Below are 25,941 nucleotides of genomic sequence, written 5' to 3'. Positions count from 1 at the left end.
CCCCGGTGCGCCCGACCACCACCGACCAGTCGTCCGCGGTGCCGGAGCCGGAAGCGGGACGTGCGCTCCCCGGTGCCGTGAGTACGGCCGCGTACGGCGCATCCGCGGGCTCCGAGACAGGCGGCGGGGCGGTCGATCCGCTCGGCGAGCGGGTGGACGCCCTCGGCGAACTGCTCGGGCTGTCCCGCGCGCGGATCAGCTCCGACGCACTCGCAGAGACCGGCGAGCTGCTGGAACGCATCGGGGAGCGCCGCAGGCTCTCGCACGAGCACACTGTGGTGGCGCTCGCCGGCGCGACCGGAAGCGGGAAGTCGTCGCTCTTCAACGCTCTGGCCGGGCTGCCGCTGTCCGCGACCGGACTGCGCCGGCCGACCACCGCGCGGCCCGTCTCCTGCGCCTGGCACCCCCAGCGGGCCGCCGGGCTGCTGGACCGGCTCGGCATCGCGCCCCAGGACCGCTACGCCCGGCGCCCCCGCATCCCCGCCCCGGCGGGCGCCCCCGGCGGTCCCGGAGCGGGCACGGGCACCACTGGGCCCGCGGCGGACGGGCTCGCCGAGGGCGATTTCGGAGCCGAAGCCACGGGGCCGGCCGACGCCACGGCCGAGGCCGGCGGTGGGACGGGTGGAAGCTGCGGATACGGCGGGGCCGACGGCATCCCGGTCGGTGACGGCGGATTCCCCGCCGGCTCCGGGCACGTGGCGGCCCGCACCGGCGACGACCGGCCCGAGGGCGGGAGCGGCGACCCGGCGGAGGGCGGCACGACCCTGGACGGCCTGGTCCTGATCGACCTGCCCGACCACGACTCCGCGGCGCCCGGCCACCGCGCGCAGGTGGACCGGTTGCTGGGGCTGGTGGACGTCGTGGTGTGGGTGCTGGACCCCGAGAAATACGCCGACGCGGCGCTGCACGAGCGTTACCTGCGCCCCCTTGCCGGACATGCCGATGTGACGGTGCTGGTGCTCAACCAGGTCGACCGGCTGCCCGGCGACTCGGCCGAGCTGGTGCTCGACGACCTGCGCAGGCTGCTCGACGAGGACGGCCTCGCGGTGGGGGAGCACGGCGAGGCCGGCGCGGTGGTGCTGGCAGCTTCCGCGCTCACCGGGCAGGGCGTGGCCGACCTGCGGGGCGTGCTGGCGCAGATCGTCGCCGAGCGCGCCGCCGCCGGCCGCAGGCTGGCGGCCGACCTGGACCGGACGGCGGACCGGCTGCACCCGCTCTACGTGGCCGAAGGCGGCGCCGGGCTCACCGACCCGGCGCGGGAGGAATTCGTCGACCGGCTGGCGGACGCGGTGGGGGCCGCCGCGGCCGGTCAGGCGGCGGAACGGGACTGGGCGGCCGCCGCCCGCGCGGCGTGCGGCACCCCGTGGGGGCGGCTGAGGGGGGAACGGACGGCAGCGGATCCGGGATCCCGGGAGGCGCCGGCTTCACCCGACCGGCCGAACCCGCCGGGCGGCGGGGCCGGTGCGGTGCCGCTCGTGGCCTCCCGCCCGCTGGTCGGCGAGGCGGTGCGGGGACTGTCCGCCGATGCCGCGCGCGGCCTGCCCGCGCCCTGGGGGCAGGCGGTGCGCGACGCGGCCCGGCGCGGCGGCGAGGGGCTGCCCGCGGCGCTGGACGCCGCGGCGGGCCGCGCCGAGCCGGGGCCGCCGGAGCGCCCGGGCTGGTGGTCGGTGGCACGTGCCGTGCAGTGGTTGCTGATGACGCTCGCGGTCGCCGGGGCGGTGTGCCTGATCACCTTGGCCGTCGGCTCGCTGGCACTGGCGTGGTGGCCGCCCGTGGTGATGATCGCGACCGGCGGGGCGGGCGGGCCGCTGGTCTCCGCGGTCTGCCGGGTCGCGGCGCGCGGCCCCGCCCGGCGGCACGGGCAGGCCGCCGAGCGGCGCCTGCGGGACGCTGCCGCCGACTGCGGGCGGGCCCGGGTGCTGGAACCGGTCGCCGCCGAGCTGATGCGCTACCGCGAGGTGCGCGAGCAGTTCGCCGTCGTGGCCGCAGCCTCGCCCGTTTCTCCGCGCGCACCGCACGCGCGTGATTCCCGCGCCGCGGTGTCCCACACCCGCTCGTCCGAGTGACCTGGTTGTCCACAGAAGCGAGTTATCCACAGGCTTGCGACGATCCCTCCTTGACTGTCCTGGATTCAGGGCACGATGTTCTCAGCGCGTCCCACCGGGGACGCCGAGAAGAGGGAGGAACGTGCGATGAACGAGACCCTGGTGACCGTTGTCGGAAACGTGGCGACGGAGCCCGAGATGCACACGACGGCGACGGGCGTGGGCGTGACGCGCTTCCGGCTGGCCACGACCGCCCGGCGGTGGGACGCGACGCGCGGGGCATGGGCGGACGGGCCGACGAGCTTCTACACGGTGCGCGCGTGGCGGACGCTCGCCGGACACGTCAAGGAGTCGGTCGGGATCGGCGAACCACTCGTCGTCCAGGGTCGGTTGAAGATTCGTGAGGACGAGCGGGACGGGCGCCGCTTCACCGACGCCGAGATCGAGGCGGTGGCCGTCGGCCACGACCTGGCGCGGGGCGTCGCGCGGTTCAGCCGGACGCTGCTGCCGCCCGCGGCCCGGCCGGAGCCCGTGGCACCCCCGCCGGCCGCACCGGTACCGGTGCAGGTGACCTGAGCGCCGGCGCACGGGAGGGTCGCAGGCCCCCGCGGCCCGCGCCCTCCGCGCCGCCGGAGGTACCGGCCCGCCCGCACCCGGCGCCGGTACCCGTTCGCCCCTTGGGGTGGACGTACGGCAAGATGGGGTGTATCTGCCCTCACGCGGCGGAGCCGCACATTGGCCCTTCTCGATCTGCCGGACGGTTTCTCTTGGCTGAGTACATCTACACGATGCGCAAGGCGCGCAAGGCGCACGGCGACAAGGTCATCCTCGATGACGTGACGCTGAGCTTCCTGCCGGGCGCGAAGATCGGTGTGGTCGGCCCGAACGGCGCCGGAAAGTCCACCGTTCTCAAGATCATGGCGGGGCTGGAGCAGCCGTCGAACGGCGACGCGTTCCTGTCGCCCGGGTACAGCGTCGGCATGCTGCTCCAGGAGCCGCCGCTGGACGAGTCCAAGACCGTGCTGGAGAACGTGCAGGACGGTGTGGCCGAGGTCAAGGCGCAGCTGGACCGCTTCAACGAGATCGCCGAGCTGATGGCGACGGACTACTCCGACGCGCTGCTCGACGAGATGGGCAAGCTCCAGGAGAAGCTCGACCACGCCGACGCCTGGGATCTGGACGCGCAGCTGGAGCAGGCCATGGACGCCCTCGGCTGCCCGCCCGGGGACTGGCAGGTGACCAACCTGTCCGGTGGCGAGAAGCGCCGGGTGGCGCTGTGCAAGCTGCTGCTGGAGGCCCCCGACCTGCTGCTGCTGGACGAGCCCACCAACCACCTGGACGCCGAGTCCGTGCAGTGGCTGGAGCAGCACCTGGCCAAGTACGCCGGCACGGTCGTGGCCGTCACCCACGACCGGTACTTCCTGGACAACGTGGCCCAGTGGATCCTGGAGCTGGACCGCGGCCGGGCCATCCCCTACGAGGGCAACTACTCCACCTACCTGGAGAACAAGGCGTCCCGGCTCAGGGTCGAGGGGCAGAAGGACGCCAAGCGGCAGAAGCGCCTCAAGGAGGAGCTGGAGTGGGTGCGCTCCAACGCCAAGGGACGGCAGGCCAAGTCCAAGGCGCGCCTGGCGCGTTACGAGGAGATGGCGGCCGAGGCCGACAAGGTGCGCAAGCTCGACTTCGAGGAGATCCAGATTCCGCCGGGCCCGCGGCTGGGCTCCGTCGTGGTCGAGGTCGAGCACCTGTCGAAGGCCTTCGGTGAGAAGGTGCTGATCGACGACCTGTCGTTCACGCTGCCGCGCAACGGCATCGTGGGCGTCATCGGCCCCAACGGCGCGGGCAAGACCACGCTGTTCAAGATGCTCCAGGGGCTGGAGGAGGCCGACTCCGGCAGCATCAAGGTCGGCGAGACGGTGCGGATCTCCTACGTCGACCAGGGGCGGTCCAACATCGACCCGAAGAAGACGCTGTGGGAGGTCGTGTCCGACGGCCTGGACTACATCAACGTCGGCCAGGTCGAGATGCCGTCGCGGGCCTACGTGTCGGCGTTCGGCTTCAAGGGGCCGGACCAGCAGAAGCCGTCCGGAGTGCTGTCCGGTGGTGAGCGCAACCGGCTGAACCTGGCGCTGACGCTCAAGCAGGGCGGGAACCTGCTGCTGCTGGACGAGCCGACCAACGACCTCGACGTCGAGACGCTGTCGTCGCTGGAGAACGCGCTGCTGGAATTCCCCGGTGCGGCCGTCGTCGTCTCCCACGACCGGTGGTTCCTGGACCGGGTGGCGACGCACATCCTGGCCTACGAGGGCAACTCGAAGTGGTTCTGGTTCGAGGGCAACTTCGAGTCGTACGAGAAGAACAAGGTGGAGCGGCTGGGGCCGGACGCCGCACGGCCGCACCGCGCCACCTACAAGAAGCTGACACGCGGCTGATGGCACGCCACGTCTTCCGCTGCCCCCTGCGCTGGGGGGACATGGACGCCTACGGGCATGTCAACAACGTGGTCTTCCTGCGGTACCTGGAAGAGGCACGGATCGACTTCATGTTCCGCCTGGCGCCGGGGGAGGGGAGCGCGTCCTTCACGGGAGGCTCCGTGGTGGCGCGGCACGAGATCGACTACCTGCGGCCGCTGGTGCACCGGCACGAGCCGGTGGTCGTCGAGACGTGGGTGACGGACATATCGGCGGCGTCCATGACCGTCGCGTACGAGGTCAAGGACGAGGAGACGGTCTACGCCCGGGCGACGACGGTCGTGGTGCCGTACAACCTGGCCGCGGGGCGTCCGAGGCGGATCACGCCGGAGGAGCGGGCCTTCCTGGAGAAGTACCGCGACGTCCGTGACGAGGACCGTGACGACGTGCGTGACGGCGCCCGCGACGAGGACCGTGACGACGACGGGGCCGTCGCAGTATGAAGGCGGTTCGGCTGGTGCTCGGCCATGAGGGCGGCTCCGCCGGGGCTTCACCCGGCGCCGGCGGGGACGGCGAGCGGGAGGCTGCGGACCTGGCCGCCTTCCTCGGGCGGCTGGTCCGCTGGGACAAGGCGGCGGTGGTCCGGCTGCGGTCCGCCGCGGGCGAGCCGGCACTGGGCGTCTTCGGGCACCCGCCGTTCGGAGGCGTGCTGGCCGTGCGCAGTGCCGCGCTGCGCGGGGCCGGACCGGTCGGCGCGGCGGTCGACGCCACGGTGTCCGCAGGGCAGCTGCTGGAGGAGGTGACGGCGGCGGAGGCGGGGTTCGGGCTGCCGCCGTCCGTCACCGGGCCCGCCTGGGCGGGGGTGCTGCCGCCGCGCACCGGCTGGCAGCGGGTGGCCGAACTGGACCCGGAGCAGGTGCGCGGGGCCGCCGCCGGGGCGGTCGCGGAATTCCGGGACCGCAGCGAGCGGCTGCCCCGGGAGGAGCGGACGCGGGCGGCGCTGGACGCGCTCGCCGAGGAGCTGTGGGCCCGCCCCTGGCAGGGCACCACGCTGCGGGTGGTGCACGCGGCCCATGCGCTGGGCTTCCTGCGCGGCAGCGGGGAGGGCGAGGTCGACGGGGCGCCCTTGGCGCTGCTGGCGGCCGGTCCATGGACGCGGCTGCGTACCGAGTACGGCTCGGTGGCGGTCCGCCGGGAGAGCGCGGGCGCGGGGTTGAGTTTCACTCCGGCGTGAGGCTGACGGCTGAGGTCCCGGGCTGACGTGCGGCCACCGCCGCAGGAGCGGGTGAGGGCGCCCTCGGGCCCGATCCCGGGAGGAGGCCGCACTGCCCGCGATCGCTCGGCCTGCGGCACAGCTCGGCTCGGGCCCCGATCCCGGGACGAGGCCGCGCGGGGAGGCCCAACGGGGGGCTGCCCGGGCAGGAGGGCCGCCGGCTGGCGGGGTGCGGCTATTCCTGGGCGGAGGGGTGGTCGTCGGGGCGGACGGTGATGTGGTCGGGCTGGAGTTCCAGCAGGACGCGGCGGCGGATGGCCAGGGCCTCGGTGTAGTCGTGCGGGAGCTGGAGGCGGCCCGCGCGGTCGACGGTGGCGTACTCGCGGGCGACGACCGACTCGCGGCCGTGCTCGTCGATCTCCGTGCGGCGCACGACCTCGGAGGCGGTGCGGCCGTCGCGGATGGCGACCGTGCGGTGGACGGCGTCGGCGACGGACTGGTCGTGGGTGACGACCACGACGGTGGTGCCCAGCTGCTCGTTGGCGGTGCGGAAGGACGCGAAAACCTGCTCGGCGGTGGTGGAGTCCAGCTCGCCGGTGGGCTCGTCGGCCAGCACGACCTCCGGGTCGTTGGCGAGGGCGACGGCGATGGCGGCGCGCTGCTGCTCGCCGCCGGACATATGCGCGGGGTGCCGGTCCTGGCAGTGCGCGACACCGAGCAGGCCGAGCAGGTCGGCGGCCCGGGTGGAGCGTCGGCGGCGCCCGCGCAGGCCGGAGCCGCCGGAGAGCTGCATGGGCAGCATGACGTTCTGCGCGGCGGTCAGGTACGGGAGCAGGTTGCGCGAGGTCTGCTGCCAGATGAAGCCGACGATCTCCCGCCGGTAGCGCAGCCGGGATTTGGCGTCCATGGCGAGCAGGTCGTAGCCGCCGACCGAGGCCGCGCCCGCCGTGGGGACGTCGAGCCCGGCGAGGATGTTGAGCAGCGTGGACTTGCCGCTGCCCGACGCCCCGACCAGGGCCATCAGCTCGCCCTTGGCGACCAGCAGGTCCAGGCCCTGGAGGGCCTGTACCTCGACGCCGTCCGCGGTGAAGATCCGTACCAGCCGGTCGCAGCTGATCAGCGCGTCCTTGCCGTACGCGGGCCGGTCCCGGCGCTCGGCCGCCAGCCGTTCGAGCTCGGCGAGGCTGGCGGGGGCGGGCGGCGTGCCGCCGCCGGACGGGTCCGCGGAGGCCTGCCCGGCGGGGGCCGGCACGGCGCCGTCCCCTGAACCGGCGGGGGCCCGGCCGTCGGGGCGGCGGGGGGCGCCCGCCGCGTCGGCCGTCACGTCGTCGGCGCTCATATGGTCCGGTCACCCGCTCTCAGCTCGGTGCTCTCGTGTCGTCGTGTGCTGGCCCACGCCTGGGCCAGCAGGACCGCGCAGGCCAGCAGGAGCAGCCCCGCGGAGGGTACGGCCAGCGACCAGGGGTCCGCGCGCAGGGTCACCGCGAGGGCGGGCGGCGGCACCACCGAGGCCTTGCCCGCACCGCTGCCGAAGGCCAGGGTGCCCAGGTCGACCCCGGGCCGGAGCAGCGGTATCGCGGCGAGGCCCACCAGCGCACCGCCGCCGGCGGCGAGCACCACCTGCGGCAGCATCTCCAGCAGCACCAGCCGCCGGGACTGCCGGCGCGTCAGCCCCATGGTGCGCAGCCGGGCCAGCAGCGCGGTGCGCCCGGGCGCCGCGGCCATCAGGGACAGCAGCAGCGCCAGCGCGCTGTAGCCGGCCCCGGCTGCGACGGCGGACAGGTAGAGGGTGCGCGCGCCGTGCTGGAGCGGCGTGTCGGCCAGCGCGGCGCGCTGCTCGGAGCGCAGCAGCACCGTCGCGGCGTTGGGCCCGGTGTGAGCGGCGGCGTCGCGCAGCGCGGCGGTGTCGATGTGCTGCCCGGGCGCCTGGGCGGCGAGCAGCATCGTCGGCCCGCCGTACTGCGGGAGCGCGCCGAGTTGTGGGTGCTGGGCGTGCAGTTGCGCCGCGGAGATGATGACGAAGTCGCCGGAGGTGGCGGCCGGGGTGGCGGACAAGGCCGCCACCGGGCGGATGTCGCAGTTGCCCGCGTCGGTGGGGACGGGCGTGGTGCGGTCGCCCAGCAGCTCCGCGATCTTCGGTGAGACGACGGCGGGCAGCGGCCCGTGCGCACCCGCGGCGGAGCCCGAGCCGAACGCGTCCGGTGGGAGGTCCGGCAGGCCCGCGGAACGGGTGATGCGGGCGTACGCGGCCGGGTCGTCGACCACGAGCAGTTCGTAGTTCAGCGGGACGTCCTGGTTGGCGGCGTGCGGCTCGACCCGTACGGCGGCCACGTCGCCGATGCCCGGCACCTTGCGGACCTTGGCCGGCAGCGCGGCGTCCAGTGGGAAGAGCGAGTCCACCCGGGCGTCGGCCCCGACGGCGACCGCCGCCGCGCGGTCCCGCCCGTGGGCGATCCCGGCGAGCACCGACCCGCCGAAGGACGCCACCGTCAGCGCGACCAGCATGGCCACCAGCGGCAGCTGCCCCCCGCTGGGCGCCCGCCCGGCCCGTGCGAGCCCCAGATGCGTGACCGCCCCGCGCAGCCGGGCGGCGGGCCGGGCGAGCCGGCGCAGCGGCAGCGGGTAGACGCGCAGCAGCACCAGCGCCGCGGCCACCGCCACCAGCACCGGCGCGGCCGCCAGGTACGGGTCCGAGCCGTCCGCGGAGCCGCGCCGCCGCAATGTCGCCACCGCTCCGGCCACCAGCAGCGCCACCGTCAGCTCCAGCACGAGCCGCCGCCGCGAGGGGCGGTGCGCCACGAGGTCCTCGCGCTCGGCCGGGCGCGGCCGGCGTACGGCCAGGGTCGCCCGCAGCGGCAGCGCGAGCACGCCGGCCGCGGTCACGAGCGCGCCCAGCGCCAGCGCGTCCCCGTACCGCCCGGTCGGCAGGAGCAGCAGGGCCAGCGTGGTGCCGAGGGCCCCGGCGGGCAGCGCGGCGGCGCACGTCTCGCCCGCGAGCCGGCCGAAGATGCCGCGCAGCGAGCCGCCCCGCGAACGCAGCAGGGCGATCTCGCGCCGCCTGCGGTCGGCGGCGAGCCCGGCGGCCATCAGCAGCACGGCCAGCGCGGTGGTGCCCACGCCGACGGCCGCGATGAGGACGAGCGGGTGCGCGGCGGTCCGGTCGGCGTCGTAGGCGGCGAGCACCCCGCCGATCCCGGCGACCGCGTGCAGCGAGGAGGAGCCGGTGTCGGCCGCGAGCCGGGTGGCGAGCGGCCCGTTGCCGAGGGAGGCCAGCTCGTCGCGGAGCGCGGGCACGTCGTGCGCGGTGAGCCGCGCGGTGTCGAGCGGGTGGTGCCAGTAGAGGGAGGCGCCGGTGCCGAGCAGTGGGATGGACTGCGCGGCGGTGCCGTCGATGAGCACGGTGAAGTGCCAGTAAGTCTTCGGCGGGTCGATCATCGCGTGCGGCGGGAAGCTGACGAGCGGCGCGAGCAGGTCGTCGTCCGTCGTCCAGAAGCCGGAACTCGGGTCGCGCGGGGCGAGGATGCCGCTGATGCGCACGGACAGCGGTGTCGCGCCGAACTTCATCAGATGGATGGTCTGGCCGACCTTCAGGTGCAGCACCTGCGCGGTCCTCTCGGTGACCGCGCCCTCCAGCGAGAGCGCCGGCTTGCCGGGGGTCGGAGCGGGCAGTCGGCCGGCCACGACCCTGGAGTGCTCGGCCAGGCCGGCCTGGGCGACCAGGTCGGCGCCCGGCGCGTGCTCGGAGGTGCGCGGCAGTTCGGGGTCGGGGACCTCGGCCTCCGCGCCGGAGCGCACGCCCTGCACCGCGCCGCCGGGCTGCAGCCGCAGCGGCGGCTGCAGCAGCGCGCGGAAGGACTTCTCCACGGCGTCCAGGGACGAGGGGGCGAGCGGATTGCCGAGCGCGTCCTCGGACGTGCCGTAGTCCTCGGCGAGCGAGATGCCGTGATCGCGCGGCGCGGCGTTCGCGACGGCGTGCCGCAGCGCGCTGTCCTCGTAGCGGTCGACGGCCCGCGGCAGGGCGGCGGCCAGGAAGGACGTGACCAGCACGAGCGCGGCGAGCGCCAGCGCCCCGCCGGGCGCGGCACGCATCCGCAGCACCAGCCAGGACCCGGCGCCGGGCAGGCGCCCGGCGTGTGCCCCGCCCGCGGACGCGGGGCCGGCGGGGCCGGCAGGGCCGGGTGAGTCCGGAGCGCCCGAAGAGACGTCCGGGCCCGGGGACGCGCCCTGCGACCGAGACGGGTCTTCGGCCGCCGAAAAAGCCGGCGCCCCGGTCGGTTCCTGCGGCGCGGGCGCGCCCCCTGCCGGGCCGTCGATCGCCGAAGAACGCAAGGTCCTGGAGGGGTCCTGGGTGTCGGAGGGGCTCTGGGGTGCGGAGGTGGCTTCGGTTGGTGGCGAGCCGTGTGTCTCGGAGGGGTTTGGCTGTCCGGAGGGGTCCTGGGCGCTGGAGGGATCCTGCGTCCTGGAGGGGTCCTGGGTGTCGGAGGGGCTCTGGGGTGCGGAGGTGCCTTCGGCTGCTGGCGAGCCCTGGGTCTCGGACAGGTCCCGCGGCCCGGACGCATCCTGCCGGTCGGGCGGGTCCTGGGGCTCCGGGGGAGGAGGCGTCGGCATGTCAGTCCTCCACCTGGTGTCGCAGGGCGGTCGCCGGGTCGCCGCGGCGTACCGCCGTGACGGCCAGGACGGCGATCGGGGCGGCCAGCAGCATGGCGAGCAGCTCGGCGAGCCGGCCCACCGGGAGTTGCACGATCAGCGGCGGAACCGGGCGCGCGGCCTGGCCCGTGAGCACGATCAGCGGCGTGATCAGCCGGGTCAGGAACGCGCCCAGCGCCACGCCCACCACGAGCGACACCAGCACCAGCAGCGCCTGCTCGGCGGCGAGCATGCGGGCCAGCTGGCGGCGCGGCGCGCCCAGCGCCCGCAGCACCGCGAATTCACCGCGCCGCTCCCGCGCCGCCCCCGCCGCGCCCACGGCGAAGCCCACCGCGGCCAGCACCGCGGCGGCGACCACCGCGGCGGGCAGCGCGGACTGCGGGCCGGCGCCGAGCGGGTCGGCCCGCAGTCCGGCCGCGGACTCGGTGCGGTCCAGGACGGTGTCGACGTCGTCGCGCGCGCGCAGCGCCGCCGCGGCGCGGGACGTGGCGCCGGGGCGGGTGGCCAGCCACCACTCGGTGGGCTGGACGGGCAGCGCGTCCTTGGCCGACAGCACCTTGTTGACGCCCCGCAGGTCCAGCAGCAGCCCGCTGGTGGCGCCGGTCTGGTCGGTTCCGGGCAGCGCGCGCACCGCCGCGGTGATCTTGACGGGCGTGGTCACGTTGCCGATCTGCACCTGGATCGTGTCGCCGGCCTTCGCGCCGACCGCGCTCAGGTACGCGTCGGTGGCCACCCCCGACAGCGGCGGCGGCACGGGTGCGGGGGCCCGGACGCGCACGGTCGCGGGGGTCTGCAAGTAGGTGTTCCCGGGGAAGGAGCCGGTGTGGTAGCGGAGGGTCATCAGGGCGGGGCCGCTCGTGTTCGGGGCCCCGGCGGTGGGCGACTCGATGTCCGGGTTGGCCGCGATCGAGTCGTCGTCGTAGGCGGCGGTGGCCTTCCACGGCGTGCCCGCCAGGGTTCCCAGCGGCGCCTGTGTGCCGTCGGCGAGGACCGTCCGGGCCGAGGCGAGGGTGAGGACGTGGTCCTCGGCGGACTCCGGCACCGCGAAGGACGCCTCCAGGCGCTCCAGCCGCAGCGGCCCCGCGGGGGCGCCCTTCCCGGCGGCGAGGGCGAGGTCGAGCGTGAGGGTGTGCGGGCGGCCGTCCGGCGGCAGGTCGCCGAGCGCGAAGTCGTACGGGACGCCCTCGTCGTCCACCAGCACCGCGCTGACGCGGTCCGGCCGGTCGGGGCTGCCCGCGGGTTTTCCACCGCGGTCGGTGGCCGCCAGAGTGGCCTGGAAGTCCACCTGCCGGACGGTGGCGTCGAGGACCAGGCCCTGGGTCTCCGGGGTGGAGCGCAGCGGGGCGAGCAGCTCGGGCAGCGGGCGGCCGCCGGCCAGGTCGGAGCGCAGCCGGAGGGCCTGCGCGGCCTTGCGGGTGTTTATCAGCAGCGCACTGGTGGTCCCGCCGTCGGGCAGGACCAGGGTCTCGCGGGCGGCGGGCGCGGCGGCGGTGAGGCCGGGCACGGCCGAGAAGATGCCCGCCTGGCCGAAGGGCGGTGTGGTCATGCCGGTCACCCGCAGGTCGGCGCCCACGGCGTAGTCGGCCTGGTCGCGCTGCGAGCGGTCCCAGCTCGCGCCCTGCCCGATCGCGAACATGCCCATCGCCACGGCCAGCACGAGCAGCAGCGCCACCCCGGCGCCGCGCTGCGGCCGGCGGGAGAGCTGCCAGCCGGCCAGCGCGAGCGACAGGCTGCGGCCGCGCGCGGCACGCCGCTCGCCGAGCCGGGCGAGCAGCGGCAGCAGCCGCAGCACCAGCACGGTGCCGGCCAGCAGGCACAGCGCGGGGGCGGCGACCAGCACGGGGTCGATGCCGAGCCCGCCGGAGCGGTCGGCGCTCAGCGCCCCGCCGCCGGAGGCGCGGCGCTGCAGCTGCCAGTACGCGACGCCCGCGACGGCGAGCAGCGCCACGTCCGCACCCGCCTGGAGCATTCCCGGCAGGCCCCCGCGGCGCCCGGCACGGGCCCCCGGGGCGGTCCGCAGCGCGGGCAGCACGACGGCGAAGGCGCAGGCCAGCGCGGCGGCCCCGGCTACCAGCCAGGCGCCCGCCGCGCCCGTGCCGCCGAGGGTGACCCCGGTGCGGGCCATCGCGCCCGTCCCGGCCAGCAGCCGGGTGAGGGGGCCGGCGAGCAGCGGGGCGGCGACAGCGGCGGGCACCGCGAGCAGCAGTGCCTCCCCGGCGGCGAGCCGGGCGACCCGGCCGCGCGAGCCGCCGCGGGCGCGCAGCAGCGCGGTCTCGCCGGCGCGCTCCTCGGCGAGCAGCTGGGCGACCAGCAGCAGCGCGAAGGCGGCGAGGATGACCAGCTGGAGGGCGCCGATGAGCAGCGTGGAGCGGGTGACGAGCAGGCTGCGGCGCAGCCCGTCGACCAGGCCGGGCAGCGCGCTGGTGGTCTGCGCGGCGCCGGTGGCCTCGTCGGCGCCGAGCGCGGCGGTGGTGTCCTTGACGGAGGCTTCCAGCGCGTCGATACGGCCTGCCCCGGCGTCGCTGAAGTCCGCGGTGGCCTGCCAGGACATCTCGTCGGCGGCGACCCGCCCGGAGGCGAAGGTGCCGGGGTCGGCGAGCAGCGGCCCGTAGGTGGTGAAGGCCAGGGTGTGGACGCCGCGCCCGGCGAGCGGGTCGAGCTGCCAGTAGGGCGAGCCGGGTTCGGCGGGGCGGTAGACGCCGGTGACGGTGACGTGCAGCGGCGGCCCGCCGAGCCGGTTGACGAGGGTGAGCTGCCGCCCCGCGGCGAGGTGCAGGGTCCGCGCGACCGCCTCGGGGACCGCGACCTCGACGCCGGGGGAGCCCTTGGCGGCGGGGGCCGGCCACTTCCCGCCGACGAGTGCGAGCTTCGCGCGGTCGAAGGTCGCCAGCAGCGTCAGGTCGGGGTCGGAGCTCTTGGGGGTGCCGACGGGGCGCAGGGCCGGGGGCAGCGCGTAGGGGCCGGAGCGGGTGCTGGCGGCGACGGTCGTGGGGAGCCCGTCGAAGGCGCCGCCCAGCTGCCGGCGTACGGCGCGGTCGAGGGCGGCTGTGCCCTCGTCGTCCTTGCCGGTCAGCGAGGCCTTGGCGTTGTACGTGGACCGGTCGGCGGCCTGGTGCTCGAGGGTGCGGCGGACCGCGGCGTCGCCTATCGCACCGGTGTACGCGGCGAGCGCGGCCAGCACGCACGTGGTCAGCAGTACGGTCAGCAGGGCGGCCGACAGCAGCAACCGGTGCGCGCGGACGCGCAGCAGTACGAATCCGGTCACGCGAGAGCCCCCGTCCTGTTGCTGACGGGATGTTCTCAATTGGTGAGGGTCCGGCGAAACATGTCGGGGATTGTCGGAATGCGATCGTGACCGTCCGCTGAACGGGCGCGAAATGGCCGACGCCACCTCCGCCGTACCCGTCCGGAGCTCCGGACGGCACCCCACCGGAACGCCGGCGCGCCGCAACCGGGTCGGCGCCGCATCGGACCGGACGTCCGGAAACCGCCACCGCCGGGGCCGCCGGACGGCCCGGCAGCCCGTGCGGCGGGTCAGCCGGGGGTGTTCACCATCGAGGCCGCCGCGTACAGCAGGTAGTCCCACAGCTGCTTCTCGTGCTCGGGCGCCAGCGCGAGGTCGTCGACCGCCGCCCGCATGTGCCGCAGCCACGCGTCGTGCGCGGCGCGGTCGACGCGGAAGGGCGCGTGGCGCATCCGCAGCCGCGGGTGGCCGCGCTCGTCGCTGTAGGTGCGGGGGCCGCCCCAGTACTGCATCAGGAACAGCCGCAGCCGCTCCTCGGCCGGGCCCAGGTCCTCCTCCGGGTACATCGCCCGCAGCTCGGGGTCGTCCGCGACGCCCTGGTAGAAGCGGTGGACCAGACGGCGGAAGGTGTCCTCGCCGCCGATCTGCTCGTAGAACGTCTGCTGCGCTGCGCTGCCCTGCGGGATGTCGGTCACACCACCATTTTCTCAGACCGCGCGGACCGGGACCCGGGTCGTAGGACCTCCGCCGGGGGAGCACGATGGAGGCATGGCCGGGTCGGGGCAGGACCAGCGGATGCGGGTCGCGGCGGCCGCGCTGCGGCACCGCATGGTGCGCCGCATCGTCGCAGGCGGTGGGCTCACCGACCGCGCGTGGCGGGCCGCCTTCGACGAGGTGCCGCGCCATCTGTTCGTGCCCGAGTACCACCGCGGCGCGGGCGAGGACGCGCGGTACGCCGCCGACGACCCCGACCCGCGGCGCCGGCTGCGCTGGCTGAGCGGCGCCTACGCCGACCAGCCGATCGCCACCCACGTCGCCCGCGGCGGCGAGCTGGTCTCCTCCAGCAGCCAGCCGTCGCTGATGGCGCTGATGTGCGAGGCGCTGGACGTCCGGGAGGGCCACCGGGTGCTGGAGATCGGCGCGGGCACCGGCTACAACGCGGCGCTGATCGCGCACCGCCTCGGCGGCACGGGCGCGGTCACGACCGTGGACCTGGAGGAGGCGATCACCGCCGCGGCCCGTGCGCACCTCGCGGCGTACGGCACCCCCGAGGCGCTCGCCGTCACGGTCGTCACCGGCGACGGGGCCTTCGGGTACCCACCGGGCGCGCCGTACGACCGGGTCATGGCGACGTGCGAGCTGCCGTCCGTGCCGCCCGCCTGGATCGCGCAGTGCCGTCCAGGGGCGCGCATCCTCGCGCCGCTCGCGTCCGGGCTCGTGCTGCTCACCGTGCGGGGCCCGGAGCGGGCCGAGGGCCGCTTCCTGCCGACGCCCGCCTATTTCGTGCCACTGCGCGGCGCGGGCGCGGGCATCCCGCCGGACGCGGTGGGGGGCGAGCCGTCACTGCTGGACCGGAGCCCGTCGCGCACCCGGTTCGGGCTGAGCGTCGAGGGGAGCCGCCAGTGGATCTGGCTGGACGACCCGGACGGCCCCGACACCTGGCCCGTGCCGGCGGCCTCCCCGTAGCGGGTGGTCGGCGGTCAGATCCGCCGGATGGTGATCGTCGTCCACGCGCCGACGTGCACCCGGTCACCCTCGGCCAGCGGGATCGGGGTGTACGCGGGGATGGGGTCCTCCGCGAGGTTGACGGTCGTGCCGTTCGTCGAGTCCTGGTCGACCACCGACCACGAGCCGTCCGGCTGCTGGACCAGCACCGCGTGCTTGTGCGAGACGCCCGGGTCCTCCGGGGAGCGCGACAGGTCGATGTCCGGCGCCTCGCCCGTGCTGTGCCGCTGCCGCCCGATCGTGACCTGGTGGCCGGTCAGCGGCAGCTGCACTTCCGGCGAGTACGCGGGGAAGTACAGGCCGCCGGCGTCCGGGCCGCTGCGGGCCATCATCGAGGTGAAGTACTCCCGGTCCGCCGCGACGACCGCCATCCACGCGTTCCCCGCGCCGCCCTGCGCGGGCACCACCGTCTGCTGCGCGGCGGCGGCCGAGGCGGACGTCACGGGCACCGGGGGCGCGGCGGTGGGTGCGCTCGGCGGGTCCAGCAGGAAGTCGCCGGAGCCGGACGTCACCGTGACGGACTCCGAAGGCAGCGGCTCGGCGGGCCGGTTGACCCGGGAGGGCTGCGACATCGGCGACTCGTAGCGCTGGTACGGCGGCCGCTCCGGCGCGGGCGGCCCCGGGCTCACCGGCGGCGGCGCGGAGGGGGCGGAACCGGCGGCCGCGCCGGGCGGTACGAAGGTCGTCGCGGAGTGCGTCTGGAAGTTGTAGCGGCACTCCTCGCAGAACAGCGCCTGCCCCTCGCGCGGGGTCCCGCACGCCGGGCAGAGCTGCGCGGCCCCGCCGCCCGCCCCGGCCCCGTCGTGGCCGAAGGCGGGCTGCGGCGAGACCGGCGGCGTCGACGAGGACGACGCCGACGACGACGGGGGACGCGAGCCGTACGACGCCGACGGCGGCGGTGCCATCCGCATGCCGCAGGAATCGCACCAGTCGCTGTCGGCGGACTCGTGGCCGTTGGGACAAAGCATCGTGCCGACTCCCCCTCCGCCTTCCGCGGCGGATCCACAGGTTGTGCGCGTCAGGTGCTCCCGGGGCGCCGGAGACCGGCGCCCCATTACGCTACTTCTTCACCCGAACGGTCTTCGTCGACCGTGTGTCCAGCGTCATCTCGTCGGCCTCGGCGACGCGGGCCTTCAGCCGCACAGTACCGCTCGCGGCGTCCACGACGTCGACGACCTTCGCCAGCAGCTTGGCCGTGTCCTCGTTGCCGGACGCGCTGGCCAGCTGCACCGCCCGGCCCAGCTTGGCCGTCGCGCCGTCCATGTCGCCCGACTTGCGCGCCTCCAGGCCCTGCTGGATGACCTGCGCCAGCTCGGCCTGGCCGGTGTAGTGGGCGACCTGCGGGTTGATCCGGGTGGACATCGCCATGTCGTCGGTCCACACCGCGCGCACCAGGCCCTGCGCCAGCACCTGCGTGCCGCCGTCGGGCTGCGGCAGCACCAGCGACACCCGCGCGGCCAGCATCTCCTGGCCGAGCTGGGCGCCGGGCACCCGCACGCACACGTGGTAGTCGCGGGATTCGTCGCCCCACGAGCCGGTCGGGTAGTCGCCCGCGCGGGGGCCGGCCTCGGTGCGGCGCGCCGTCAGATCCTCCACAGTGGGGGCGACCTGCTTGACGAAGGCGATCTCGGAGCCCAGCGGGGTCCACAGCCGCAGCGCGACGTCCGCGACCTCCTTGCCCATCGCGTTCTCCATCATCGCCTGGAAGTCGGCGGCCAGACCCGCCGGGTCGGCCACGATGTCGACCGAGCCCAGCAGCGCGGAGGCGATGCCGGTCAGCTCCTTGACCTCCCAGTCCGTTCCGACGCCCCGCGCGTCGCACGTGAAGCGGCCGGCGCAGGCGTCCAGCGCGGACTGCAGCTCCTCGGGCTTCTCGTGCTCGTTGCGGCCGTCGGTCAGCAGGATGCCGTGCCGTATCGCCGAGTCGCCGGTGGACAGCAGCCTGTCGGCGAGCCGCAGCCAGGTGCCGATCGCGGTGCCGCCGCCCGCGCTGAGCCGCCGCAGCGCCTGCTTGGCCTGCTCGCGGGTGGCCGGACCGGCGACCGCCAGGCCTCCGTTGGCCGGGTAGACCTCGCGTGCCACGTGCGTGCCGGCGACCACGGCGAAGGCGGTGCCGTCGCGCAGGGTGTCGATCGCGGCGGCCGTCGCGTCGCGCGCGTTGCGCATCTTCGTCGGCGGGTATTCCATCGAGCCCGAGCAGTCGACCATGATCACCACGCCGGCGTTCGCCGCGGCCTGGCCGCCCGCCGCGGGTGAACCGGGCATCGGGTGGCCGCCGGTCGTGCCGCCGCCGGTCGAGGTGACCGTCACCACGGCGTTGACCTCGCGACCGCCGTCCGGCAGGTATTCGTTCTGGTAGACGTCGACGGTGAATTGCGGCACGTTCGGTTTCGAAAGAATGGCCATCGTTCCTCGTAACTCCTCAAAGCCCGTTCACAGCCCCGCCCATCCCGTGGCGGGTGACTACGCGGATGGGAATCCTGCCCGTGCCGCGGTGGCCGGGAACGGCAGCACCGCGACCGTTACGTTGTCGTGGCCGCCCCCGTCGAGCGCCACGCCCACCAGGGTGCGGGCGCTGTGCAGCGGGCGGCTGCGCGCGTCGGCCGGGACGGCCTGCGCCATCTCCGCGGCCGACTCCGCGTAGTTCCACAGCCCGTCGGTGCAGACGACGATCACCCCGGGGCCCTCCGGCTGGAAGGCCGCGACGTGCGGGTCGACCTCGACGGCGTCGGCTCCGAGCCAGCCGGTGATCGCGTGTGCACGGTGGTCGGCGTAGGCCTCGGCCTCCGACATCAGGCCCGCCGAGACCATCCGGGCCGCCCACGAGTCGTCCTCGGTGAGCCGGGCGGCCGGCAGCGTGCGGTCGTCCGGGATCCAGTACGCACGGCTGTCGCCGATCCAGCCGACCGTGAACACCGGGCCGGTCACCACGGCGCTGACGCAGGTGCAGGCGGGCGCGTTGTGGCGGGGCGGGGCGCCCGGCGGCTCCTCCTCGTCGGCGAGCGCGGTCACTGCCTCGAAGGCCGTCATGAGCGCGGAGCGCATCGCGTCCTCGGCCGGGCTGCCCTGCTCCAGCGCGCCGAGCAGCGCGTCGCGCCCGGCGGCGGAGGCGGCGGCCGAGGCGTCGTCGGGGCGGTGCGCGGTCGAGACGCCGTCGCACACCACGGCGGCCACCGCGGGCGAGCCGTCCGGCAGCGAGGTGGTGGCCACGGCGAAGGCGTCCTCGTTGCGGTGGTGCCGCAGCCCGCGGTCGCTGACCGCCGCGACGCCCTCCAGCTCCTGCTCCTGGTGGTCGCGCTGGCGCGGCTGGGCGTGGCCGCAGTGCTCGCAGTAGCCGTCGTCGTCGACCCCGCCGAGCCCGCAGGCCACGCACACCGGGCCGTCGGGGGCGGGCGGTTCCTCGCGCGGGTCGGACATCCGCGCCGAGGGCAGCGGGACGCCGAGCGCGAGGGTGTCGTCGTCGGCGGCTTCGTGACGGTCGGGGGTGTCGGGAGCGCTCGCGTCAACCCCCGCGGGCTTCGGCGGGGCCAGCACGAAGGAGTCGGTCGCGGGGTCGGAGGCGACCGCGGAGGGGGCGGACGACGCGGACGCCGGGGCTGCCGACGCCACCGGCGAGGCCGCCGGGGACCCGTGGGACGCCGACGGCGCCGGGGACGCCGGGGATGCGGCCACCGGCAGGCCCGCGGGCGCCGGCGCGGGCGGGGCGGGTGCCGCGGGCGGCGGCACGGGCGCCGGGGGCGGCGGCGCGCTCAGGTCGAGACCGCAGCGCCCGCAGAAGCGGTCGTCGGAGTCCAGCGGGTCCGCGCAGTTGGGGCAGACCTCCGGCGCGGGCGTCTGGGCCCGCGCCGATTCGGGGAGTGGCGGCATCTGGTTACACCCACGTCCTGGGGCGGAAACGGTTGGCCCGCTCCACCAGTTCGATCCTCGTACTGCCCTGCCGGGCGAGCCTGGCAAGGACCCGGTACGAGCGCTCGAGGCCGAACCGCAGCCCCCGCTCGGTCAGTTCGGCGCCCAGCAGCCCGGCGGAGCCGGACACCGACGACGGTACGCCCGCGGGCGCCCCCGGGTGGTCGCCGACACGGCCGGCCAGCACCCAGTCCAGCGCGCTGCCGAGCACCTCGGTGGCCAGCTGCTCGCGCCGGTCGGAGTCCAGGCCCTGCCGCTGCAGCGCGTCGACCTGCAGTCCTGCCGCATGCAGGTCCGGCAGCAGCGGCTCGCTGGGGGAACGGTCGCGCAAGCGTGCCCGTACCGCCGCGACGCGTGCCGCCGTGTAGTGGATGGACGCCTCGGGCACGGACTCGAGCGCGGCGACCGAGCCCGCCCGGTCGCCGGAGGCGAGCAGCACCCGCGCCAGGCCGAAGGCGGCGCTGACGTAGGAGTGGTCGGTCGTCCACACCAGGCGGTAGTACTCGGCGGCGTTGTCCAGCTGGCGCAGCACCTCCGCGCACACGCCGAGCGCGAGCTTGGGCGCGGACTCGCCGGGGAAGGCGTCGTAGACCGCGTCGAAGCTCAGCGCGGCCGTCTCCTGGTCGCTGGTGCACAGCGCGGTCAGGCCGCGGTGCCACACCACCCGCCAGTCCGCGTTGTCGTCCGGGTCGGCGAGGGTGGCCAGCACCTGCCGGGCGCCGCGCGCGTCGCCCAGCTCCAGCCGGGCCCGCACCTCGCGCAGCCGCCGCTCGACGGAGTCGACCGGCGCCGACTGGAGCGCGGCGACCAGCTCCGCGGGCGCGGCGGCGGAAAGGCCCGCGAGGAAGCCCGCGTTGGGGTCCGACGGGTCGACGAGCGGCACGGGCAGGGCGAGTACGGCCGCGGTGGTGTCCAGCCGGGCCACGACCGGCAGCGGCGCCGCCGCCCACGCCGGGGCCTGCGCGGCGGCCGCCACCGCCGGGCGGCCCGGCTGCGCGGGCAGCGCCGCGGCGGCGCCACCTCCGGCCCGTGCCGCCTTGTCCCTGCGTCTGGACGCCTTCTCCAGCGCCCGGTCGGCGCCCAGCGCCGAGGTGTCGCCGGTCACCGCCCGCACCAGTTCGGTGTCGACGACGCGCAGTTCGGGCCCGAAGAGCGTGGAGAGCGCGGGCCGCTGCACCCCGCTCTCCAGCGCGACGATCTCCCGCAGCACGCCCAGCAGCTGCTCGGACATCTCCTCCGCGGTCCCGAAGCGCTTGTCCGGGTCGGGGTCGGTGGCCCGCACCAGCAACCGGTAGAAGGACTCGTAGCGGGAGAAGACGTCGATGTTGGCCGGGTCGGGCAGGCTGTCGACGAAGACGTTGGTGTAGCCCTGGAAGTCGAAGGTCAGCACCGCGAGGGTGCGGGCGACCGTGTAGAGGTCGGAGGCGACCGACGGGCCGACCTCGCCGACCTCGGGCGCCTGGTAGCCGACCGTGCCGTAGATGGCCGACTCGGTGTCGTCCATCCGGCGGACCGCGCCCATGTCGATGAGCTCCAGCCGGTCCTCGGTTTGGATGGCGTTGTCGACCTTGAAGTCGCAGTAGAGCAGGTTGCGGCTGTGCAGGTGGCCGAGCGCCTCCAGCGCCTCGATCGCGAACGCGATGGCCTGCGTGACCGGCAGCGGCTCGCGCCGGCCGTCGGGCGTGCGGCGCTCGTTGGCGATCTCCTTGAGCGACTTGCCGCCCACGTAGGCCATCACGATGTAGCCGTCGAGGGTTCCGGTGCGCTGGTCGAGGTGCTCGACGAAGTTGTAGATGCGGACGATGTTGGGGTGCTCGATCTCGGCGAGGAAGCGCCGCTCGGACACCGCGGCCGCCAGCGCGTCCTCGTCGCCGGTGTCCAGCAGGCCCTTGAGGACCACCCAGCGGTCCGACACCGCGCGGTCCACGGCGAGGTAGATCCAGCCGAGGCCGCCGTGCGCCAGGCAGCCCACCACGTGGTACTGCCCGTGCACGATGTCGCCGGGGCGCAGCTTGGGCGTGAAGGAGTACGGGTGGCCGCACTTGGTGCAATAGCCCTCGGTGCGGCCCGGCCGGTCGCCGCGGCTGCGGCCCACCGGCGCGCCGCAGTCGCCCTTGCTGCAGAAGCGCTTGCGCTCGGGCACCTCGGGGTTGTCCAGCACCGCAGCCGCGGGGTCGGGCCGCGGTACGGGCGGCACCGCGACCAGGCCCGCGCCGAGCTTGCCGCGGGTCGGTCCTGAGGGGCCGGAGCGGCTGCTGCGCACCGATACCGAGCGGCCCGTGGCTGCGCCGGCCAGGGTCTGCGAGAGCCGCCCGGACACCGAGCGGCGGGAGGCGCGCGAGGAGGACTTCGAGGAGCGTGAGGAGGTGGAGCCGGAGGTGCGCCCGGAGTCCGCGCCCGGGGCGTGCGCCGGGGGCGACGGGAGCGCGGCACCGCCGGAGGCGGCGGTGGGGGCGGCAGGGGCGGCCACCGGCGCGAGGCCGCACGTGTCGCAGTACAGCTCGCCGCCGCCCATGTCCTCCAAGGTCCCGCCGCAGCCCGGCCGTTGGCACTTGGTCACTGTTTCCCCCTCAGCCCTTCCCCTGGTGTGCCGGCGTCGCCGGAGCCGGAACCGGATCCGGCGATCCCGCGCTGCCGCCTACCGCCCTGCCCGTAACGGCTACGACGGCCGTACGGTACGCCCCGGTTGCGAACCGCGCGGGAACTCCCGTCGACGTCCGGCCCCCGTGGTGCGCGCGGGCCGCCGCCCCGGGCCCGGCGGCCGGCCCCGGGGATCTCACCGGCGGTCCTGCGGCGGACCCTGCGGGCGCTGGGCGCCCACCTCAGCGACGGCGTCCTGGTAGCGGCGTACCGTCCGTTCGGCGGCGGCCAGGTCGCAGGGCGCGCTCCACAGCAGCCGCCGCGCCTGGTCGTACCGCTCGATGAGCAGCGGGTCCTCGGCCAGGCCCAGCCGCGCGACCTTGGCCCGGTAGGCGTCCAGCCGGCCGCGCAGCTCGGCGCGTACGGCCAGCGGCGCGGTCACCGCGGTCAGCGACTCGCGGGCCCGCAGCAGCTCGTCGTCGGCGTGCTGCTCCAGGCTGTCCAGCAGCGGCGAGAGCCGGTGCCACTGCGCGGTCCGGGCGAAATCCCCTGCCGCCGCGAGCTGTTCGTGCAGCGCGGACGCCGGGCCGCTCACCGCCGGGACGTCGGAGGCGAGGATCTTCGACAGCACCTCGACGCGCGCGCTGCGCGCCTCGGTCAGCGTGCGGTCGGCGCGCGAGAGGACGTCGCGCAGCCGGGCGAGGCGGTGCTCGGCGTCGTCCCGGACGTGCAGCACCGCCTCGACCTCGCGGCGGATGCCGTCGAGCCGCCGCCCCGCCTCCTCGTAGCGCGCGGTGTCCGGGCGGCCGGGCGGGGGCGTCGCGGACCAGAAGGCCAGCGGGTCGGACACCGCCTGCGCGCGCAGCGCGGTGAGCTCGGCGACCAGCGCCTCCAGGTCGTCCCCCGCGGGGTGAGCGCCGGGGCGCACGCCCACCGAATGGGCCAGCGAGCGCACCCGCTGGGTCTCGGCGGCCAGTAAATCGATCCTGGCGGGCAGCGCGGACCACACCGAGTCGGCGGCGGCCACGGTCTCCATCGCCTGGTCGTACCAGCCGTTCATCCGGCCGACGATCTCCTCCAGGCTGAGCCGCTCGGTGAGCCTGGCCGGACCGGTGAGCGAGCGCGCGTGGTCGGGCAGGTCGGCGCCGGTCACGGTCACCCCGTCGCCGCGCAGCAGGTCGGTCAGCTCGCGCAGCTCGGTCTGCGTCGGCCAGCGGCGCCGGGCGCGCAGCTCGCGGGCGGTTGTCAGGGCGTCGGTGTAGGCGTCGAAATGCGCCCAGAGCGCGGTGATCGCCGCGTCCGTCGCCGCCCAGCGCTCCTTGGTGACACCGGTCAGCTCGGCGCCCTCCAGCAGCCGGCGGCCCGAGTGGTCCTGGAGCGACAGCAGCGAGGACTCGACGGCCTCGTGCTCGGCGGCCAGCCGCGCGAGCGCGCGGTCGACGTCCTCCCGTCCCATCACCGGTCCGGAACGTCCCGCGACCGCCATCCTGCCCTACCTCTCCGGCTGCCCCGGTCTACTTGTACAGCGGCGTCGGCGGTGTCATGTCCGGCAGTTCGGACACCAGCCACCTGTTGTACGCGGCGGCCCAGCGGCCGTCCGCGATGTAGGCGGCGAGCACCTTGTTGACCCGCCGCACCAGGTCGTCGTCGCCCAGCTTCATGGCCACACCGTACGGCTCGACGGTCACGGGTCCGCCCTTGAGGTGCACGGTCGGGTCCTGGGCGGCCTGGCCGGCGGCCAGCGCGTTGTCGGTGAAGACCGCGTCGGCCTGGTGCAGTTGGAGCAGCACGAGGCAGTCCAGCTGGTTGGCGGGGGTGAGCACGTGCTCGGCCCCGTGCTGCGGGTCCGGCTGGGCCAGCGACGCGGGAGAGGTCGGCATGTCCCCGTTGAGCACGTCTTCGCCCGTGGAGCCCTTCGCGGTGCAGACCGTCTTGCCCTTCAGCGAGTCGTTGTAGCCGGTGACGTCCGGCTCGGCGCTGAGTATCTGCTGTCCGGCGGAGAAGTAGGCGGCGGAGAAGGCGACCTGCGTCGCCCGCGCGCAGCTGATCGTCATGGTGCGGATGACCATGTCGACGCTGCCGTCCTTGATCTTCTCGATGCGCATGGCGGTGGGCACGGTCAGGTACTGGACCGCGTTCTCGTTGCCGAGGATGTCCTTCGCGATGGCCTTGACGATGTCGATGTCGAAGCCGGCGAACTGGCCGGTGGCGGGGTCGCGGAAGCCCCACAGGTAGCTGTTCTGGTCGACGCCGACCCGCAGCCGGCCGCGCTTCTTGATGGCCTCCACCGCGGCGCCGTCGATGCTCCCGCTCGCCGGGTCCAGGCTCGGGACCGGCCCCGAGCAGTTGTCGGACGCGTCCGCGTAGTCGGCCCGGACCACCGGGCCCGAGCTGCGGGCCGTGTCGGTCGCCGCGCCGTCCTGCAGCGGGATCAGGGTGCCCGCGACGGCGAGGGCGCAAGCTGTCGTCATGCCCGCGACACCGCCCCAGCCGTGCCGATGTGCCCGCACCGTCAGCCTCACCGCTGTGCCTCCCGTCCTTCGCGTCCGCCGTGCCGCCGTCGCATGCCCGGCCCCCTCACCGGTACTCCGACAGCCGACGGCCGATGCCGAGCAGCGCGCCCGCCGCGCCCAGGACCGCGAGGACCCCGGCGCCGACCGGCAGCAGGGTCAGGGCGTCGCGCCCGCTGGTCGCCGCCTCGTGGAATTCCGCCTGCTCGTGGGCGACGGCCTTGCCGAGGCTGCTGTCGGCGTTGCCGAAGTAGCCGGCGGTCGACGGCGAGACCTTGTTGCCCTGGGCGTCCTTGCCGATGACGTCGGCGACGGCCGTGAGGTAGTCGCCGCTGTCGTCCTTCGTGCGCTCCGTGGTGTGCAGCGCGCGCCACTGCTTCACGTCGGCGATCGCGGCGTTGACCGCGTCGCGCCCCTCCGCGTCGTTGGCGAGCTGCAGTGCCCGGGTCAGCTCGCCCACCTGGCGCTTGGCGGGCACACCGTCCATGAGGTCGGTCATGCCGTGGGTGTAGCTGGTCTCGTACTGGCCCCCGGAGCCGCGCGCCACCAGGGTCAGGTTCTCGTCGCCGCGGGCCTGGAGGACCAGGATCCGGGCGTTGTTGAGCACCTGGACGGACCGTGCGCCGTGCGCCGACGAATTCTCCAGCTGGGTGCGCGCGATCGTGTGCCCGGCCGCCAGCCACAGCAGCAGCACCGCGGTGGCCGCAGTCGCCGCCAGCATGCCCTGGTTGAACACCCGGTTGGTGCGCCGGTAGTGGCGGCGCTGCGCCCAGACCAGCGTGCCGAGCGCCAGCGCGCCGAGCGCCCAGGAGACGTAGGGCAGCGCCTTGGCCTGCGCGTAGTCGTGCCCGAGGCGGCCGTTCTCGATCGTGTAGAGGCTGTCGGCCGTGTCGAGCAGCCCGCCCTCCTGGCGCATCTGCTGGTTGGCGTACCGCAGATAAGCGCCGCCGATCGGCAGGCCCAGCCGGTTGTCGGCCAGCGCGGTCGCCACCAGCGAGGTGTAGGTGGGCAGTTGCTCGTTGAGCTTGGTGATCTGCGCCTGGGCCTCGGGGGACTGCCTGCTGTTGGCCGCGGCGTCGGTGATGAGCTTGGAGGCGGTGGTGATGTCGTCCTGGTACTGCTTCGCCACGTCGTCCGGCTGCGGGCCGCTGACCAGGAACCCGGCGGTCACGGTGGCGTCGGCGTCCGCGAGCGAGCGGTAGATCTCGGCGGCCGTGGCGCTCAGCGGCGCGCTGTGCGAGACGACGTTGTCGGCGGCCTGCGCGCGGTCGTTCACCTGCCACGCGGTGGCCACGCCGAAGGCGACCACCAGCACCGCGAGCGCGGCACCGATGATGCGCAGCCGGCCCGGCTCGGTCGTGGCGGCAGACCTGGCCCGGGTGGTGAGCTCCGCCCAGCCGTGCCGCCCCGCGGGGGCGGCGGCCGGCGCTGCGGGCGCGCTGCCGCCGCGCGGCGCGGGCACGTGGACGCCTCCGCGCGCGTCCGGAATCTGACTGCCCGTCGGCATGTGCGTCACGTACCCTCCCCCGATTCCGGCGTGCCACGAGCCGGCACGTCTCCGCTGTAGGCGCCCAGTATGGCCGCACCCGCCCGGATGGCTCCAGCGGCCGCGTGATCTTGCCCGGTCACTACCCGCCCCCGACCGATCACACGCGCCCCG

At 75.4% G+C, this 25,941-nt stretch carries 17 protein-coding genes; 6 read left to right on the top strand and 11 right to left on the bottom strand.

Annotation, left to right across the window (positions count from 1 at the left end; genetic code table 11):
- Positions 1 to 5 precede the first annotated feature (5 nt).
- From IH54_RS46110 to IH54_RS0109025, 5 genes are all read left to right on the top strand, one after another.
- The gene (locus tag IH54_RS46110; RefSeq protein ID WP_199923359.1) at positions 6 to 2,066 is read left to right on the top strand and encodes an ATP-binding protein; all 2,061 of its coding nucleotides are present in this window, start codon (positions 6 to 8) and stop codon (positions 2,064 to 2,066) included.
- A 126-nt stretch (positions 2,067 to 2,192) separates the two neighbouring features.
- Positions 2,193 to 2,621, top strand: coding sequence for a single-stranded DNA-binding protein (locus tag IH54_RS0109040; protein WP_043180277.1), 429 nt, complete (start codon positions 2,193 to 2,195; stop codon positions 2,619 to 2,621).
- A 191-nt stretch (positions 2,622 to 2,812) separates the two neighbouring features.
- Positions 2,813 to 4,477: an energy-dependent translational throttle protein EttA gene (gene ettA / locus IH54_RS0109035; protein WP_031514675.1), complete on the top strand. Its 1,665-nt coding sequence runs from the start codon at positions 2,813 to 2,815 to the stop codon at positions 4,475 to 4,477.
- On the top strand, positions 4,477 to 4,959 hold the full coding sequence (locus tag IH54_RS0109030) for an acyl-CoA thioesterase (protein WP_031514674.1): 483 nt from the start codon (positions 4,477 to 4,479) through the stop codon (positions 4,957 to 4,959). The genes ettA and IH54_RS0109030 overlap by 1 nt, the downstream gene beginning before the upstream one ends.
- Positions 4,956 to 5,690: a hypothetical protein gene (locus tag IH54_RS0109025; protein WP_234343423.1), complete on the top strand. Its 735-nt coding sequence runs from the start codon at positions 4,956 to 4,958 to the stop codon at positions 5,688 to 5,690. Before IH54_RS0109030 ends, IH54_RS0109025 begins: the two co-directional genes overlap by 4 nt.
- Positions 5,691 to 5,904: 214 nt before the next feature.
- Here IH54_RS0109025 and IH54_RS0109020 read toward each other — a convergent pair whose 3' ends face one another.
- From IH54_RS0109020 to IH54_RS0109005, 4 genes are all read right to left on the bottom strand, one after another.
- Positions 5,905 to 7,008, bottom strand: a complete 1,104-nt coding sequence (locus tag IH54_RS0109020; RefSeq protein WP_078862048.1) for an ABC transporter ATP-binding protein — start codon at positions 7,006 to 7,008, stop codon at positions 5,905 to 5,907.
- On the bottom strand, positions 7,005 to 9,758 hold the full coding sequence (locus IH54_RS0109015; RefSeq protein ID WP_052397230.1) for a hypothetical protein: 2,754 nt from the start codon (positions 9,756 to 9,758) through the stop codon (positions 7,005 to 7,007). Before IH54_RS0109015 ends, IH54_RS0109020 begins: the two co-directional genes overlap by 4 nt.
- Positions 9,759 to 10,278: 520 nt before the next feature.
- Positions 10,279 to 13,581: an FtsX-like permease family protein gene (locus tag IH54_RS0109010; RefSeq protein WP_031514668.1), complete on the bottom strand. Its 3,303-nt coding sequence runs from the start codon at positions 13,579 to 13,581 to the stop codon at positions 10,279 to 10,281.
- 269 nt (positions 13,582 to 13,850) lie between these two features.
- Entirely contained in the window at positions 13,851 to 14,255 is a 405-nt protein-coding gene (locus tag IH54_RS0109005; protein WP_031514666.1) for a globin, read from the bottom strand.
- 73 nt (positions 14,256 to 14,328) lie between these two features.
- On the opposite strand from IH54_RS0109005, the gene IH54_RS0109000 reads away from it, so the two are divergent.
- The gene (locus IH54_RS0109000) at positions 14,329 to 15,246 is read left to right on the top strand and encodes a methyltransferase domain-containing protein (protein WP_078862047.1); all 918 of its coding nucleotides are present in this window, start codon (positions 14,329 to 14,331) and stop codon (positions 15,244 to 15,246) included.
- A gap of 14 nt (positions 15,247 to 15,260) precedes the next feature.
- Here IH54_RS0109000 and IH54_RS0108995 read toward each other — a convergent pair whose 3' ends face one another.
- The 7 genes from IH54_RS0108995 to IH54_RS0108965 form a co-directional block, all read right to left on the bottom strand.
- A complete protein-coding gene (locus IH54_RS0108995) occupies positions 15,261 to 16,253 on the bottom strand; it encodes an FHA domain-containing protein (RefSeq protein ID WP_031514662.1) in 993 nt (330 codons plus the stop codon).
- A 91-nt stretch (positions 16,254 to 16,344) separates the two neighbouring features.
- On the bottom strand, positions 16,345 to 17,691 hold the full coding sequence (locus tag IH54_RS0108990; RefSeq protein ID WP_031514660.1) for a vWA domain-containing protein: 1,347 nt from the start codon (positions 17,689 to 17,691) through the stop codon (positions 16,345 to 16,347).
- Between the two features lie 57 nt (positions 17,692 to 17,748).
- Positions 17,749 to 19,152 carry a PP2C family serine/threonine-protein phosphatase gene (locus IH54_RS0108985; RefSeq protein WP_031514658.1) on the bottom strand — a complete coding sequence of 468 codons (1,404 nt, stop codon included), beginning with the start codon at positions 19,150 to 19,152 and terminating at the stop codon, positions 17,749 to 17,751.
- A 4-nt stretch (positions 19,153 to 19,156) separates the two neighbouring features.
- Entirely contained in the window at positions 19,157 to 21,706 is a 2,550-nt protein-coding gene (locus IH54_RS0108980; RefSeq protein WP_031514656.1) for a serine/threonine-protein kinase, read from the bottom strand.
- A gap of 261 nt (positions 21,707 to 21,967) precedes the next feature.
- Positions 21,968 to 23,257, bottom strand: coding sequence for a hypothetical protein (locus IH54_RS0108975; protein ID WP_031514653.1), 1,290 nt, complete (start codon positions 23,255 to 23,257; stop codon positions 21,968 to 21,970).
- Between the two features lie 28 nt (positions 23,258 to 23,285).
- On the bottom strand, positions 23,286 to 24,242 hold the full coding sequence (locus IH54_RS0108970; RefSeq protein WP_043180274.1) for a glutamate ABC transporter substrate-binding protein: 957 nt from the start codon (positions 24,240 to 24,242) through the stop codon (positions 23,286 to 23,288).
- Positions 24,243 to 24,348: 106 nt separating this feature from the next.
- Positions 24,349 to 25,797 (bottom strand): hypothetical protein, encoded by a 1,449-nt coding sequence (locus tag IH54_RS0108965; protein ID WP_420711725.1) that lies wholly within the window; start codon positions 25,795 to 25,797, stop codon positions 24,349 to 24,351.
- Positions 25,798 to 25,941 lie beyond the last annotated feature (144 nt).

It is taken from the genome of Streptomyces sp. NRRL F-5123 (genome assembly GCF_000721495.1).
GTDB lineage: Bacteria > Actinomycetota > Actinomycetes > Streptomycetales > Streptomycetaceae > Actinacidiphila.
The sequence above is the reverse complement of the archived record's forward strand: the minus strand, read 5'-3'. Positions and strand labels throughout refer to the sequence as shown.

What these genes read in the sequence shown, in the direction of transcription:
- IH54_RS0109040 (WP_043180277.1), top strand. Translation starts at nt 2,193, where the DNA reads ATGAACGAGACCCTGGTGACCGTTGTCGGAAACGTGGCGACGGAGCCC.
- IH54_RS0109030 (WP_031514674.1), top strand. Translation starts at nt 4,477, where the DNA reads ATGGCACGCCACGTCTTCCGCTGCCCCCTGCGCTGGGGGGACATGGAC.
- IH54_RS0109025 (WP_234343423.1), top strand. Translation starts at nt 4,956, where the DNA reads ATGAAGGCGGTTCGGCTGGTGCTCGGCCATGAGGGCGGCTCCGCCGGG.
- IH54_RS0109020 (WP_078862048.1), bottom strand. Translation starts at nt 7,008, where the DNA reads ATGAGCGCCGACGACGTGACGGCCGACGCGGCGGGCGCCCCCCGCCGC.
- IH54_RS0109015 (WP_052397230.1), bottom strand. Translation starts at nt 9,758, where the DNA reads ATGCGTGCCGCGCCCGGCGGGGCGCTGGCGCTCGCCGCGCTCGTGCTG.
- IH54_RS0109000 (WP_078862047.1), top strand. Translation starts at nt 14,329, where the DNA reads ATGGCCGGGTCGGGGCAGGACCAGCGGATGCGGGTCGCGGCGGCCGCG.
- IH54_RS0108995 (WP_031514662.1), bottom strand. Translation starts at nt 16,253, where the DNA reads ATGCTTTGTCCCAACGGCCACGAGTCCGCCGACAGCGACTGGTGCGAT.
- IH54_RS0108990 (WP_031514660.1), bottom strand. Translation starts at nt 17,691, where the DNA reads ATGGCCATTCTTTCGAAACCGAACGTGCCGCAATTCACCGTCGACGTC.
- IH54_RS0108985 (WP_031514658.1), bottom strand. Translation starts at nt 19,152, where the DNA reads ATGCCGCCACTCCCCGAATCGGCGCGGGCCCAGACGCCCGCGCCGGAG.
- IH54_RS0108980 (WP_031514656.1), bottom strand. Translation starts at nt 21,706, where the DNA reads ATGGGCGGCGGCGAGCTGTACTGCGACACGTGCGGCCTCGCGCCGGTG.
- IH54_RS0108975 (WP_031514653.1), bottom strand. Translation starts at nt 23,257, where the DNA reads ATGGCGGTCGCGGGACGTTCCGGACCGGTGATGGGACGGGAGGACGTC.
- IH54_RS0108970 (WP_043180274.1), bottom strand. Translation starts at nt 24,242, where the DNA reads ATGACGACAGCTTGCGCCCTCGCCGTCGCGGGCACCCTGATCCCGCTG.